Here is a 13,072-nt window from a genome sequence, read left to right as displayed (position 1 = left end):
GGCGCCATGACTTGCGGAACGCTTGGGTGTCACTTGAGTGCGTTCGATCGCGCCGTCACCGATCGCGTGGTCGCGGGCCGGACCGAGCTGGGCGAGACCATCGCCCACGCCATCACCGTCACCGGCAATACCGTGGTCCTCACCGTCGCGGTCGTCGCGGTGACGGTGTTCCTTCTCGTGCGCCGCGCCTACCCGGAGGCCGTACTCGTGAGCGTCGGCTCGCTGCTCGGCCTGTTCCTGATGGTCGGGCTGAAGAACATCTTCGGCCGGTCCCGCCCGCCGGTGCACGACCGGCTCATCGACATCGACACCTACTCGTTCCCGTCGGGGCACGCGATGATGAGCATGATCGTGTTCGGCCTTTTCGCGGTGGCGGCGTACCGGCTCAGCAACTGGGTGCGGGGACACCCGTGGGTGCTCGCGATCGCGCCGCTGTGGTCGATCGCCATCGGCTGCACCCGCGTCTACCTCGGCGTGCACTGGACCACCGACGTGCTGGCCGGCTGGATCGTCGGCGCGCTGTGGGTCGCCGTCTGCGCGGCGGTACTCGCGCGAGTCGCACCGCTGAGTAAGCCCTCTTCGCTGGTCGAGTGAGTGAGGAGCTTGCGACGAACGCATCGAGGCCACTCGCTTTTCCGCTGGTCGAGTGAGTGAGGAGCTTGCGACGAACGCATCGAGGCCACTCAGCACAATCAGGAAACTCACGTGTGCAGATCGTCCGAGAGACTACGTTCGAGGACATGGATTTCTCTGCGTCTCCCCGGTCGGCCGAGCTGACCGACCGCGTCCGCACCTTCATGGCCGACGAGATCACGCCCATCGAACCCGAGGTACACCGCGACATCGTGCGTCGCCGTGAGGCAGGGGAGGACCGCTGGACACCGCCCCCGCAACTCGCCGAGCTCAAGGCCAAGGCGCGGGCGGCCGGCTTGTGGAACCTCTTCCTACCCAAGGAGCATGCCGGTCGCTACGCCACCGACTTCGGTACCGACGGCGGTGAGGGACTGAGCAATCTCGACTACGCGCCGATCGCCGAGGCCATGGGATCGTCGATGCTCGCGCCGATCGTGTTCAACTGCAACGCCCCCGACACCGGCAACATGGAGGTGTTGCTGCGCTACGGCGACGACGCCCAACGCGCGCAATGGCTCGAACCGTTGCTGCGCGGTGAGATCCGCAGCGCCTTCTGTATGACCGAACCCGACGTCGCGTCGTCGGACGCCACCAACATGGCCGCCACCGCGATCCTCGACGGCGACGACGTGATCATCAACGGCACCAAGTGGTTCTCCACCGGCGTCGGCAACCCGGACTGCAAGATCCTGGTCTTCATGGGTGTTACCGACCCCACCGCCGATCGCCACGCCCGGCACACCATGGTCCTCGTGCCGATCGACACCCCCGGCGTCACCGTCGACCGGATGCTCACCACCATGGGCTACTACGACGAACCGCTCGGGCACGGCGAGGTGTCCTTCGACGACGTGCGGGTCCCCGCGTCCAACATCCTGCTCGGACCGGGGCGTGCGTTCGAGATCGCGCAGGGACGCCTCGGCCCCGGCCGGGTCCACCACTGCATGCGGGCGATCGGACTGGCCGAGCGGGTGCTCGAACTCGCGGTGCGACGATCGTTGGAGCGCACCGCCTTCGGCAAGCCGCTGGCCAAACTCGGCGGCAACAGCGAACGGATCGCCGACGCCCGCATCGCCATCAACCGCTCCCGGCTGCTGGTGCTGCACGCCGCGTGGCTGCTGGATCAAGGGCTCTCGCCCGAGGCGGTGTCGGCGGTCAGCGAGATCAAGGTCGAGGTGCCCAACATGGCCCTCGACGTCATCGACATGGCGATCCAATTGCACGGCGGCGCCGGGCTCACCGACGACTTCCCACTCGCATCGGCGTGGGTGGGCGCGCGGTCGCTGCGGCTTGCGGACGGGCCGGATGAAGTGCACCGCGGGGTGGTTGCGAGGATCGAGTTGGGTAAGTACCGAGAGGGAGGGCGACGATGAGTGGTCAGGTGGCCGGGGCGCAGGATGTGCGCGACGAGGATGCGTTCGATGTGGAGGTCGTCGCCGAGTGGCTGCGCACTCACGCCGACGACTCGACCGGACTGGACGGGGCGCCGGCGGTCAAGCAATTCTCCGGTGGCGCATCGAATCTCACGTTCCTGCTGACCTATCCGACGCGGGAGCTGATCCTGCGGCACGGACCGCGGGGGACCAAGGCCAAGGGCGCCCACGATATGGGACGTGAGTACCGGATTCAGTCGAAACTGGCGTCGGTGCTGCCGTATATCGCGCCGATGGTGGCGTTCTGCGACGACACCTCGGTGCTCGGCGCCGAGTTCTACGCGATGGGCAAGATCGACGGCATCATCGCCGGCGTCGAACTCCCACCCGGTGTCTCGCTACCCCCCGAGCAGGCACGACAACTGTGCCACAACTTCATCGACGTCCTCGTCGAACTCCACTCGGTGGATCCGGAGAAGGCCGGACTTGCCGACCTGGGCAAGGGATTCGGCTACGTCCGGCGGCAGGTCGACGGCTGGTCCGCCCGTTACCGCAACGCCCGCACCGACGACGTCCCCGACTACGAGGCGGCAATGTCGTGGATCGCCGAGAACCAACCCGACGACGTCGCGAACTGCGTGATCCACAACGACTACAAACTCGACAACGTGGTGCTCGCCAACGACGACCCGACCACGGTCATCGGCATCCTCGACTGGGAGATGGCCACCCTCGGCGACCCGCTGATGGATGTCGCCGGGTCGATGGCCTACTGGGTGCAGGCCGACGACGACGAACTCTCGCAGACGATGCGTCGCGTCCCCACCCATCTACCGGGCATGGTCACCCGCGCGGAGTTCGTCGAACGGTACTGCGAGCGTATGGGTTTCGAGATGTCACCGGATCGCTGGCGCTGGTACGAGGCGTTCGGCTACTTCCGTCAGGCCGTCATTGCCCAGCAGATCTACTACCGCTACTACCACGGCCAGACCACCAACGAGGCCTACGCCCGCCTCGGGATGGCGGTGAAGCTGGTGGAGGACAAGCTCAATGCGGTGATCGCCGGCTGAGTGGGGTGCACGGCGCTCGGCTCCTAGGTTCGTCCCCCCGTTGTCCGTTCGTCTGACCCTTGCACGGTACCGACGAACGAACCACGGGGGGAAGAACATTCGACTGGTCTCAGCTTGTAGCTGCTCAACCGGCTGACCGTCGACTGAGCGCCTTCAGGAAAGCCCCGATCTCACGGGCAACCTCGGCCGGTTGATCGAGCATCGACAACACCGCGGCATCGCGGATCTCGGCGTAGCGGGCCTGCGGGATCAGGTCGGAGAGCTGCCGCCCATGCTCGGGTGGCATCACCTTGTTCGTGGGTGACCACAGCACCAGGGCTTCGCCGCCGAACCCGCTGAGCGCCTCGGTATGCCGGATCAGCTCGGCACTGTCGAAGACGGTCGCGGTGTACTTCTCCAGATCTCGTCGCACCCCGGCAGACGTGAGACTCGGCTCGGTCCACCGACGAACGAGATCGTCGGACATGGGCTTGCGAGTCATCCACCCGAACAACAAGGGTGTGCGCCGCAGCCAGCCGACCCGGATCAGCCGGGGCGCGAGTGTGATCCCGCCGGGAAGCTTGGTCGCGAGCGTCGCCATCCGTCCGGGCAATCCCGGCGGGAAGTTCGCGTACGCCTCGCAGGGAAGAATCACCATAGAGCCGACGCGCTCGTCCCGCCCGATCGCGGTGAGGAAAAGGCTTCCGCCCCAGTCGGAATGCACGAGCGTCGCATCGTGCAGATCGAGGGCGTCGAGAAAGTCGGCGAGCAGGTTGACCAGCCCGTTCAGTGACAGGTCGGCGTCCGGCCGCATCGGGATCCGGTGTCCTCCCAAGGGGAGCACTGGGCGGAGGTAACGGAAGCCGTCCGGGAGAAAGGGCATCGTCGTGCTCCACAGTGACTCGTCCATGGAGAGCCCGTGGAGCAGGACCACGGGTCGACCCTCGCCGTCGTCGGCGTATTCGATGGGCCCGGCTGGTAGTTCGACTCGCTTCACGGAACGATCCCCTCGGCTGGAGTAATCTCTCTAGAGAAAACACTCTAGAGCAAATGTCCTAGGATGTGAAGGGTGCAGACCGACCAGCGAATCACTGTGGCGATGGGCGAGCTCCTGCGGCGCCAGGGCTACGCCGCAACCGGGATCAAACAGATCATCGACGCGGCGGGCGTGCCGAATGGATCGCTCTACCACCACTTTCGCGGGGGCAAGGGTGAGATCGCGGCCGCCGCTCTCCGTGACATGGGTGCGGCCTACGCCGAACTGGTCGGCGGACTGCTCGCCACCGGTGACGACCTCCCGTCGGCCATCGAGCAAGCCTTCGATCAGGCGGGCGCCGATATCGAGAGCACCGGTTGGGTCAACATGTGCCCGGTGGGGACCGTCGCCGGGGAGGTGGCCGACATCGAACCCGACCTCCGTGACGTCGTCGCCGAGATCATCCAGGGGTGGATCGACGGCGGGACCGAACTCGTTGCGGCACAGGGATACGACCGCGAGCACGCGCGCAATCTCGTGACCGCCATCGTGGCCGCCCTCGAGGGCGCTTTCGTCATGGCCCGGACGCTGCGCTCGGCAGAGCCGCTGCGCAGCGCCGGTCGCGCCATGTCGTCGTATGCGAAGGTGCTCACGCCTTCTCGGTGAACCCCGCATCGATGGGGAGCTGGACGCCGGTGATGTATCGCGACGAGTCCGACGCGAGGAACAGTACGGCTTCGCTGATGTCCTGCGCCTCAACGAGATCAACCGGCAGTAGGTTGCCGCTGACGTTGTTCGCCATGTCCGGGTTCGCTGCGTACCAGTCCGACAACTGTGGGTTGTCGACCATGTCGGTGCGGACCCCGGTCGGATGGACCGTATTCACTCGGATGTTGTGCGGCGCCAATTCATTGGCGAAGGTCTTCATGAGTCCGACCACGCCGTGCTTGGACGCGGTGTAGTCGGCCATCGAGCGCAGACCCTTGATGCCGGCGGTGGAGCTGGTGAGAATCACCGATCCGCCGGCACCGCGCTCGATCATCGGCGGAACAGCGGCCTTGATCGTGTTGAACACGCCGGTCAGGTTGGTGCCGACGATCTCGGCCCATCGTTCGGCATCGATGTCGAGGCTGCTGATCGGGCCGAAGGAGTAGACACCGGCATTGGCGCAGACGATGTCGATGTGCCCGAACTGCTCGACCGCGTCGTCGGCGAGCACTTTGAGTGCGGCGAAGTCACGGACGTCGCCAACCCGTGCGAGGATCTTGCGGCCGGTGCCCTCGATGAGTCCGACGGTTTCATCGAGATCATCCGGCGTGGACATGGCATAGGGGACGGTGGGGAGCTGGGCGCACAGGTCGATGGCGACGATGTCGGCCCCTGCGCGAGCGAGCGTCAGGGCGTGCTGCCGTCCCTGACCGCGTGCGGCGCCGGTGACGAATGCGACCTTGCCCTCCAGTGGGAGTTCGATGCTCATGGGTGTCCTCTCTGGTCAGTGGGTTGCTGCGACGGCTGGGGCTTCGGCTTCGGCCAGCCAGGGATAGCGGGCGGTGTCGGCGCCGGCATAGTCGGGATCGAGGTAGATGTAGCACCGATGAATCTGGTGGTCACGGATCTCGAAGACGTCGGTCCACCGTCCGGCATGGGTGACACCGGCCCGCCATTCGGTGCCGTCGGCGGTCACACCCGATGTAATACCTTCGACGACGACCATGTCGTCCTCGATGATGAACTTGAGGTACTCGGGGTAGTGGTTGATCGCGACGAACAGTGAGCCGACGTCGCCGAACATCCGGCCGATCTCTTCCTTACCTTGCGCGACACCCCATTTGGGGAAGTAGACGGTGGCGTCGTCGGCGAACAGGCCGAGGACGTCACCGCCGCCGTCGAAGCGTTTGAAGTATTCCAGCGCAACGGATTTGCGTTGTTCACGGGTCATGGTCTGCGTTGAGATGGTCATGATGGTGTCCTTTCGGGTGATGGAAGACGGTCAGGCGGTTGCTGATCGTGCGGGTGTGGTGAGATCGGCGGACTCGGTGTCGTGGGCGGCCTGCGCTGCACGGTAGGCGAAGGCGATGATCGGGCCGAGGGTGGCGCCACCGGCCCAGTAGGCCTGGGCCGACGACGATGCGACACAGTTACCGATGCCGAAGAGTCCGGGGATGGCGGCATCGCTGTCGTCGAGAACCCTTCCCTCCGTGTCGGTTTTGGGTCCGCCCTTGGTGTCCAGGGTGCCGCCGACGAGGAGTGCGGCGTGGTATGGGCCGGTCTCGGACAGTGGCCACATGGTGGGGTTGGTGCGCCCGGGTTCCTCCTTGACGGCACCGTTGAACATCAACTGGACCGGCTTCTCGCCGCGATGGAAGTCGTCGTCGACGCCGGCCTGGGCAAAACCGTTGAACCGCTGGATCGCCGCCTCGAGATTGCTCAGGAAGTCGTCGTCGAGGTCGACGCCGCCGGTGTGTTCCCGATACTGCGCAAGTCGCTCGGCGAGGTTGTCCCGCAACTCTTCCAGAGTCTTGCCGTGGATGACGTGGGAGTCGTCGGTGCCGGGCGGTGGGATGAGGCGGCCGTATTCGGTGTCCGCGCTGTGTTCCTGGCTGCGCTCGTCCCAGATCTGGACCATCACCAGGTTCGGATACTCGGCGCGCTGCGCATCCCACTCGAAGAACCGTTGCGCCAGTTCGTTGTACTGGAGTTTCTCGTTCATCGTTCGGTGACCGTATTTGTTCACGAACAGCGTCGAATCGCCTGCGATGCAGAAGCTTCCGATGAGGGATGCGGGATCGCGGACAGCCTTCTCCAGCGAGAGCGGACACATCCACGCGTAGTTCATGTTGCGGGTCTGCGCTCCGGCGAAAGCGGCGATCCGCACGAAGTCGCCTTCGTTGGTGGTCGCAGCACATCCCGGGAACAACGGTACCGACAGAAAATTGCGGCGCAGTTCGGCGTCGTGCGTGAATCCGCCGGTCGCGAAGATCACGGCCTTGCGTGCCAGGATCGTCACCGTCTCGCCGTCGGCGGTGGTTGCCTGTACGCCGACCACCCGACCCTCACTGATGATGCTGCGCTGCACCCGATGCCCGAGTCGGATGTCGACCCCGTCGCGCAGCGCGGCGGCGGTCATGCTCTCGATGCTGCGCAGACCACCGTCGGCCATGGTCTCCTTGGCGTCGGCGTGGATGAGCACCCGCCCCTGCGGTGTCTTGTCCTCCTCGATGTCGGACCAATAGTCGTAGGCGTCGGGGACGTGCCGGTACGGGAGGGCGCCCTTGTCGGCGAGCAATTCAGCTGCCGGCGAGGCGCTCTCGTAGATCGCGCGGTAGGCGGCGTACTCGTTGGGCGGAACTCCGAGGGTGGGGCTCGACGGATCGTAGAGTGTGGGACGGGAGAGACGAGCGACGAAGCGCAGGTAGTCCTCTTCGCGGTCCTCGATGCCGGCCTCGCGGAGCGGCCGGTTATTGGGCACCCAGTACCAAAACGCGGCCTTGCGTGCGGTGCCGCCCAACTGGTCGGCCTTCTCGAGCAGGACGACGTCGTCGCCATGCCAGCGACTGAACAAGGCGGCCGGTAGTCCGCCACCACCGCCTCCGACGACGACGATGTCGGTGACGACATCAGGGGCGGGCGTGGTGGTCACCGGGGACGCGGATTCCCGGCCGGGAACAGGGTTGGTCATCGTGGTCACTTTCCTCGGGTGGTGTCGGACGAGTGCAAAACGGCGGCGAGTGCGTTGCGTAGCGATTCGAGCGGTACCTCGGTGAAATCGGCTGCACGCCAGGCCACATGATGGTCGGGGCGAACCAGTAATGCGCCGTTGGAGCCGATCTCACGCAGGCCGGTCCAGGTGCGGAGTACGTCGTCGTAGCTGCAGCCGACGCCGACGCGGCGGACCGGCAGGTTGATGCCGAACTCGTCGGCGAGCTTTTCGGCGGCGTCCTGCCAGTCCTGTCCATTTTCGCCGACGAGCAGGGTCAGTGCGCCATGCCCGGTGATGTCCATCGTCGACACCTCGTCGGTGCCGTGCTGCAGCCAGGCGTGGGGCAGTCGCGCACCCGGATGGGTGGTGGGGTGGTAGTACAACTCCGGATCGCGTGTGGTCGTCGGATAGTCGGTGCCGTCGTCGACGATCGCCGACGACGAATAGTGTTGTCCCAGTTCCACTCCGTGCGCGTTGAACTGGTAGTTCTGCAGGTCGACGGCGGCGTCGAGTTCCCGGCGACGCTCTTCGCCGCGCGCGGTCGGCGCGAAGATCTCCTCCAGGGTGCGCCAGCCGTCCTCGGAACTCTGGCCGGGCTCGAAACCGAGGGCCTGGGAGACGGGCAACATGTCGCGCACACTCTGCATCGCGCGGTCGACGACCTGCTCGCCCACGGGTTGACGTTCGGCGGTGTAGGTGTCGAGCAATTGCTCACCCGCCCAACCATGTAGCACGAACGACAGCTTCCACGCGAGGTTGAAGGCGTCCTGCACCGAGGTGTTGGTGCCGAGCCCGTTGGCCGGCGGATGTCGATGTGCCGCATCACCGGCCAGGAAGACCCGGCCTTGCTGGAAGGTATCGGCGATGACGTGGTTGATCTGCCACTTGCTGACGGCTTTGATGCGGATGTCGATCGAGTCGTCGCCGATGGTGGTGCGGGCCCGTTCGATCACTGCCTCCTCGGACGTGTCGGGTTCGCCCTCGGCCGGGTCGTACATGCACAGCAGAACCCATTCCGACCACGGCTTCACACAGATCCAGGTGCCGCTGCCGACCCAATAGTCGTTACCCGGCTGCGCCATCCAGTACAGGGTGCCCGGACGGTGCGCGGTGTACTTCGTGAGGTCGGCCTCGAGCCAGATGTTCATCGCCGCACCGAGTCCCATCTCGCCGCGCATCGGAAACTCCAGCTGCTCGGCGACGGTCGATCGGCCGCCGTCGGCCCCGATGAGATACTTTGCGCGAATGCGGTATTCGGTCCCGGTGGTGCGTTCGCGAACCACCGCGTCCACGTGGTCGTCGGTCTGGCTGATCTCCACGGCCTCGGTGTTGAATCGCAACTCGGCGCCGTTCTCGCGGGCCGCCTGCAGCAGGATCGGCTCGAGGACGTGCTGCGGGATGTTGCACATCTCCGTCGGACTCGCGGCGGTGTAGTCGGCGAGCCGGAAAGTGCCGGAACCCCAGGACTTCAGGCGCGCGATCTCGGTGCCGGCGAAGCTGGTGGCCCAGACGTTGTTGCCCATGTACTCGTTGGGCACGGCCGCCGCACGGACCCGGTCTTCGATACCGAGATCGCGGAAGACCTCCATCGATCCCTGGTTGGTGATATGGGCGCGAGGCGAATTGGCGGTACCGGAGTACCGGCTGACCGTGAGGGCGTTGACGCCGTACTTGGCGAGCAATGCGGCTGCGGTGAGACCGGCCGGGCCGGCCCCGATGATCAGGACATCAGTGGTGATCGTTTCCATGACTGATCGACCTCCGTGGGGAAGGATGGTGGGGTGAAAGGGATTTCAGCGTGCGCTGTGCGCACCGGTCATCATCGCGGCGAGATCTTCTGGTGCCAGGAAGCTCGGCGGTGGGGGCGGACCCCAGCTGAACAGGCCGCGAGCACCTTCGAGGTCCTCCGGGGTCCACAGTTCGTCCTCGGGGATGCAGTCCATGTCCGCGTAGTACTCGGAGAAGTTGCCGGCCGGATCCTTCAAGTACCAGAAGAAGTTCGAGCCGGCGTGATGACGGCCCAGGCCCCAGACGTGGCGTTCGGGGTTACCCTCCAACATGGCGTGCGCGCCGCGTCCGACGTCGTCGATGTCGTCGACCTGCCACGACGTGTGGTGGAGGTAGTTGACGGGGGACTGCAGCACCAGGATGTTGTGATGATCCGACGAGCACCGCAGGAATGAGCCGTGTCCCTTGATGTGGTCGCTGACCTTGAAACCCAGGCCGTCGACAAAGAATCGGCGGGTCACCTCGTAGTCGGTCGAGCCGATCACGGCGTGACCGAGCTTGCGGGGCTTGATCGGATAGTCGCGCAGGACTCCCGGCGCGCGCCCGACGCGGTCGATCCGTCCCGGACCGTTGTACGGCGTGGGTTCGAGCCGGTCCTGCACAATTCGTGGCAGCACCTTCACCGTGGCGCGGATACCGGCCACCGGTTCTTCGGCGACGACAGAATCGCCCTCGCGTCGAGACAGAAATCCCTTGGACCGCAACTCGTGGTCGACTCGTTCGATGTCGTCGAGGTCGTCGGCGCCGACCACGAGCTCCATGAGCCGGCGGGTGGGTGCGGCGACGATCCGCAGTTGGTCCCCGCCGTCGCGGGTGGAAAGCCAACCGTCGTCGCCGGCGGTCAAGCCGAATTCGGCGTAGTAGTCGCGGGTTTCGTCGACGTTGGGTACGCCGATGGTGACCGAAGCCAGTCGATGTAACGACATGCGATCACCCGTTCTGCGTCTCGGCGGCGACGAACCGCTGCTCGATGGTGCCGATCCCGGAGATCCGGGAGGTGAGGACGTCACCATCGGTGAGGAACCGTTGCGGGGTGCGGCCCAGCCCGACTCCGGATGGGGTACCGGTGAAGATCACGTCGCCGGGGAGCAGCGGAGTGATCGAGGACAGGTACGAAACCAGTTGCGGAACTGAGAAGATCATCTCCGAGGTGCGTCCCTTCTGGACTTGTTCACCGTTGATGGAGCAGCCGAGCTCGACGTCGTCACGGTCGGCGAGCTCATCAGGGGTGACCACTACCGGACCCATCGGGGAGAACTTCGGATAGGACTTGCCCAAGCTGAATTGCGGTGGCGTGGCATTGAACTGAGTGGCGCGCTCGGAGATGTCCTGTCCGACGGTGAGTCCCGCGACGTAGTTCCAGCCCTCGGCTTCCGGCACGTTGTGCGCATGACGTCCGATCACCGCGACCAGCTCGACCTCCCAGTCGACCTTCGGACCGGGCAGTTCGACGGTTTCGACGGGGCCGGCCAGGGAAGTGCGGTACTTGGTGAAGACCGGCGGGAGATCGGGAACCTCGTACTTGGATTCGGCGGCATGCTCGGCGTAGTTGAGGCCGATCGCGAACACCTGGCGTGGCTCGGGAATCGGGTTCCCCAACGCGGCCGCATCGATCGCGTTCCCGTCGGCCGGGGTGACCGACGCTGCCCACTCGGCGAACGCCTCCCAGTTGTCATAGATCGACGTCGGGTCCGGTCCGAAGCGTCCGTCGCTGGCCGTGGCGACGTCGACGCCACGATCGAGCGCCTCGTCGACCAGGAGGGTCCGGTTCTTGATGACTGCCAATCGCATTGCTTGCTCCTTCGTGGTGAACGTGATGCCGGTCACGTGCTCTGCTTCATGTTTACGCCGACACATTCGTCAAAGCAATAGATTTTCGAAAATAATTCCCATCCGCGTAAATTGGGTTGAATGTGCGCTAGGGTGCACTCATGAAGGTCGGCGAACGTAAGCGCACCCGCAGCGACTCCGTCTACGAGTGGCTCCGTGCGGGAATCCTCAGCGGCAAGTTCCTGCCCGGTACCCGGCTGAAGTTCTCCGAACTCGCTGCCGAATGCGATGCGAGCATGAGCGTGATCCGCGAGTCACTGACCAGATTGGCGGCCGAAGGTCTGGTGACCACGGAACCGAATGTCGGGTTCACGGTCACCGACATCTCGACCGATCGGTTGCTGGAACTGACCGATGCGCGTCTCGAGTTGGAAGGTCTCGTCTTCGCACGAGCGATCCGCGACGGCGATCTGGCCTGGGAGTCGCATGTGGTGGCCGCCCATCACCGGATGGAGGGCACGCCATTCCTCACCGACTCGGTACCCGTGCGCATCACCGAGGGGTGGGCGGAGGCGCACGCCGATTTCCACCGCGCGCTGCTGGAAGGCTGTGCCAATCGGCGGCTCTTCCACATGGCCAACGGCCTGCGCGACGAGGCCGAACTCTACCGTCGGTGGTCGCAGCAGTTGGGCGGGGAGAAGGACCGCGACCTCGCCGCCGAACACCGACGGATCATGGAACTCGCGTTGGCCCGCGATGCGGACGGCGCCGTCGAGGCGTTGCGGGACCACATCGCGCACACCACCCGGTTGCTCGTCGAGGTGGGGGAAGCGATTCATGCCGAGGACACCGTCGAATGAGCAGGCTCCTGCAAGTTGTGATGGACGACGGCGAGTATGCCGAGATCGAGGCGCTCGCCCAGCGTCAGGGCAAGACCGTGTCCGAATGGGTGCGTGCAGCAGCACTGTGTGATTCGCGGTCACAGCAGCCCCGGCAATCGCAGGCACGCAAGTTGGCGGCCCTCCGCAATGCGCTCACGTACGAGTTTCCCACCGGCGACATTGAGGAGCTTCTTGGCGAGGAGGGTGGAAGTAGGGCGGCAATGGATACGCCGACGGAGTCCGTCAGATCCGCGCCAGATACTCCTCCACCTTGTCCCCAACCACCAACGCCGACAACGTGAATCGCAGCTGCGCAGCGATGTAGGACTCCAGCGCGTACTCGGGTGCGAAATGCCAGTGCTTGAGCGCCCACCCGTGCGCCAACATCATCAGGTCGAACACGACGAGGTCGACGTCGACGTCGTTGAGCAGCCCGGCGGCGATACCGGCGCGGATGGCGTCGGCCATCGGCGCGGAGGTCTCCACTTCGAGTTCCTTGATGCGTTCGCGGCCCTCGGCGTCCAGGGTGCGGCTCTCTCGGTAGGTCAGCACCACGGCGTCGCGGTTCTCGTCGACGATGGTGGTGTACTGCCGGAAGCCGGCGATCAGCTGCATGACGGGGTCGTCGCCGGCCAGGTCCATCGCGGGCTGCAGCTGATCGCGGAAGGTCTCCAGGATGTCGACGATGGCGGCGAGCAGGATGTCCTCTTTGCTGCCGAAATATTTGTAGAACAGGCCGACGCTGACCTGGGCCTCGTCGGCCAGCGCCTGCATTGACATCGAATGAAAACCGGTGCGGCCCATCACCGCGACGGCTGCGTCGAGGAGCTGGCGCCGACGCGACGACGCGCGGACCGCGCGTACGGCCGCCTGGACGTCATCGGATGTCGTGCTCATGGCCC

General features: G+C 65.4%; 13 protein-coding genes. 5 read left to right on the top strand and 8 right to left on the bottom strand.

From position 1 onward, the window contains the following. The first annotated feature begins 33 nt into the window (after positions 1–33). The 3 genes from AAFP30_RS19175 to AAFP30_RS19165 all read left to right on the top strand — a co-directional run bounded on the left by AAFP30_RS19175 (position 34) and on the right by AAFP30_RS19165 (position 3,076). Complete coding sequence (locus tag AAFP30_RS19175) at positions 34–594, top strand: phosphatase PAP2 family protein (RefSeq protein WP_419231574.1); 561 nt, start codon at positions 34–36, stop codon at positions 592–594. A 146-nt stretch (positions 595–740) separates the two neighbouring features. Beyond that, on the top strand, positions 741–2,006 hold the full coding sequence (locus tag AAFP30_RS19170) for an acyl-CoA dehydrogenase family protein (protein WP_419231573.1): 1,266 nt from the start codon (positions 741–743) through the stop codon (positions 2,004–2,006). After that, positions 2,003–3,076 (top strand): phosphotransferase family protein, encoded by a 1,074-nt coding sequence (locus AAFP30_RS19165; protein WP_419231572.1) that lies wholly within the window; start codon positions 2,003–2,005, stop codon positions 3,074–3,076. The genes AAFP30_RS19170 and AAFP30_RS19165 overlap by 4 nt, the downstream gene beginning before the upstream one ends. 124 nt (positions 3,077–3,200) lie before the next feature. On the opposite strand, the gene AAFP30_RS19160 is transcribed toward AAFP30_RS19165, so the two are convergent. Next, a complete protein-coding gene (locus tag AAFP30_RS19160) occupies positions 3,201–4,052 on the bottom strand; it encodes an alpha/beta fold hydrolase (RefSeq protein ID WP_419231571.1) in 852 nt (283 codons plus the stop codon). A gap of 72 nt (positions 4,053–4,124) precedes the next feature. Here AAFP30_RS19160 and AAFP30_RS19155 point away from each other — a divergent pair, with 72 nt between their 5' ends. Next, positions 4,125–4,697, top strand: coding sequence for a TetR/AcrR family transcriptional regulator (locus AAFP30_RS19155; protein WP_419231570.1), 573 nt, complete (start codon positions 4,125–4,127; stop codon positions 4,695–4,697). On the opposite strand, the gene AAFP30_RS19150 is transcribed toward AAFP30_RS19155, so the two are convergent. From AAFP30_RS19150 to AAFP30_RS19125, 6 genes are read right to left on the bottom strand one after another with little or no spacing between them, the layout of a single operon-like run. After that, a complete protein-coding gene (locus AAFP30_RS19150; protein WP_419231569.1) occupies positions 4,681–5,508 on the bottom strand; it encodes a mycofactocin-coupled SDR family oxidoreductase in 828 nt (275 codons plus the stop codon). The two genes, AAFP30_RS19155 and AAFP30_RS19150, sit on opposite strands and share 17 nt — an antisense overlap. Positions 5,509–5,523: 15 nt before the next feature. After that, positions 5,524–5,991, bottom strand: coding sequence for a nuclear transport factor 2 family protein (locus AAFP30_RS19145; RefSeq protein WP_419231568.1), 468 nt, complete (start codon positions 5,989–5,991; stop codon positions 5,524–5,526). A 30-nt stretch (positions 5,992–6,021) separates the two neighbouring features. Next, positions 6,022–7,710: an FAD-dependent oxidoreductase gene (locus tag AAFP30_RS19140; RefSeq protein WP_419231567.1), complete on the bottom strand. Its 1,689-nt coding sequence runs from the start codon at positions 7,708–7,710 to the stop codon at positions 6,022–6,024. Between the two features lie 5 nt (positions 7,711–7,715). Beyond that, entirely contained in the window at positions 7,716–9,479 is a 1,764-nt protein-coding gene (locus AAFP30_RS19135) for an FAD-dependent monooxygenase (protein ID WP_419231566.1), read from the bottom strand. Between the two features lie 45 nt (positions 9,480–9,524). Further along, positions 9,525–10,445 (bottom strand): VOC family protein, encoded by a 921-nt coding sequence (locus tag AAFP30_RS19130; RefSeq protein WP_419231565.1) that lies wholly within the window; start codon positions 10,443–10,445, stop codon positions 9,525–9,527. Positions 10,446–10,449: 4 nt separating this feature from the next. Continuing rightward, a complete protein-coding gene (locus tag AAFP30_RS19125; protein WP_419231564.1) occupies positions 10,450–11,310 on the bottom strand; it encodes a fumarylacetoacetate hydrolase family protein in 861 nt (286 codons plus the stop codon). Positions 11,311–11,450: 140 nt separating this feature from the next. Here AAFP30_RS19125 and AAFP30_RS19120 point away from each other — a divergent pair, with 140 nt between their 5' ends. Continuing rightward, positions 11,451–12,149 (top strand): GntR family transcriptional regulator, encoded by a 699-nt coding sequence (locus tag AAFP30_RS19120; protein WP_419231563.1) that lies wholly within the window; start codon positions 11,451–11,453, stop codon positions 12,147–12,149. A 264-nt stretch (positions 12,150–12,413) separates the two neighbouring features. Here AAFP30_RS19120 and AAFP30_RS19115 read toward each other — a convergent pair whose 3' ends face one another. Beyond that, a complete protein-coding gene (locus AAFP30_RS19115; RefSeq protein ID WP_419231562.1) occupies positions 12,414–13,067 on the bottom strand; it encodes a TetR/AcrR family transcriptional regulator in 654 nt (217 codons plus the stop codon). Positions 13,068–13,072: the final 5 nt, after the last annotated feature.

The sequence above is a fragment of the Gordonia sp. CPCC 205515 genome (genome assembly GCF_048537925.1).
Lineage (GTDB): Bacteria > Actinomycetota > Actinomycetes > Mycobacteriales > Mycobacteriaceae > Gordonia.
Note: the sequence above shows the minus strand (reverse complement) of the source record. Positions and strands in the feature narration are given on the sequence as shown.

What these genes read in the sequence shown, in the direction of transcription:
- AAFP30_RS19115 (WP_419231562.1), bottom strand. Translation starts at nt 13,067, where the DNA reads ATGAGCACGACATCCGATGACGTCCAGGCGGCCGTACGCGCGGTCCGC.
- AAFP30_RS19125 (WP_419231564.1), bottom strand. Translation starts at nt 11,310, where the DNA reads ATGCGATTGGCAGTCATCAAGAACCGGACCCTCCTGGTCGACGAGGCG.
- AAFP30_RS19150 (WP_419231569.1), bottom strand. Translation starts at nt 5,508, where the DNA reads ATGAGCATCGAACTCCCACTGGAGGGCAAGGTCGCATTCGTCACCGGC.
- AAFP30_RS19145 (WP_419231568.1), bottom strand. Translation starts at nt 5,991, where the DNA reads ATGACCATCTCAACGCAGACCATGACCCGTGAACAACGCAAATCCGTT.
- AAFP30_RS19140 (WP_419231567.1), bottom strand. Translation starts at nt 7,710, where the DNA reads ATGACCAACCCTGTTCCCGGCCGGGAATCCGCGTCCCCGGTGACCACC.
- AAFP30_RS19170 (WP_419231573.1), top strand. Translation starts at nt 741, where the DNA reads ATGGATTTCTCTGCGTCTCCCCGGTCGGCCGAGCTGACCGACCGCGTC.
- AAFP30_RS19135 (WP_419231566.1), bottom strand. Translation starts at nt 9,479, where the DNA reads ATGGAAACGATCACCACTGATGTCCTGATCATCGGGGCCGGCCCGGCC.
- AAFP30_RS19120 (WP_419231563.1), top strand. Translation starts at nt 11,451, where the DNA reads ATGAAGGTCGGCGAACGTAAGCGCACCCGCAGCGACTCCGTCTACGAG.
- AAFP30_RS19165 (WP_419231572.1), top strand. Translation starts at nt 2,003, where the DNA reads ATGAGTGGTCAGGTGGCCGGGGCGCAGGATGTGCGCGACGAGGATGCG.
- AAFP30_RS19130 (WP_419231565.1), bottom strand. Translation starts at nt 10,445, where the DNA reads ATGTCGTTACATCGACTGGCTTCGGTCACCATCGGCGTACCCAACGTC.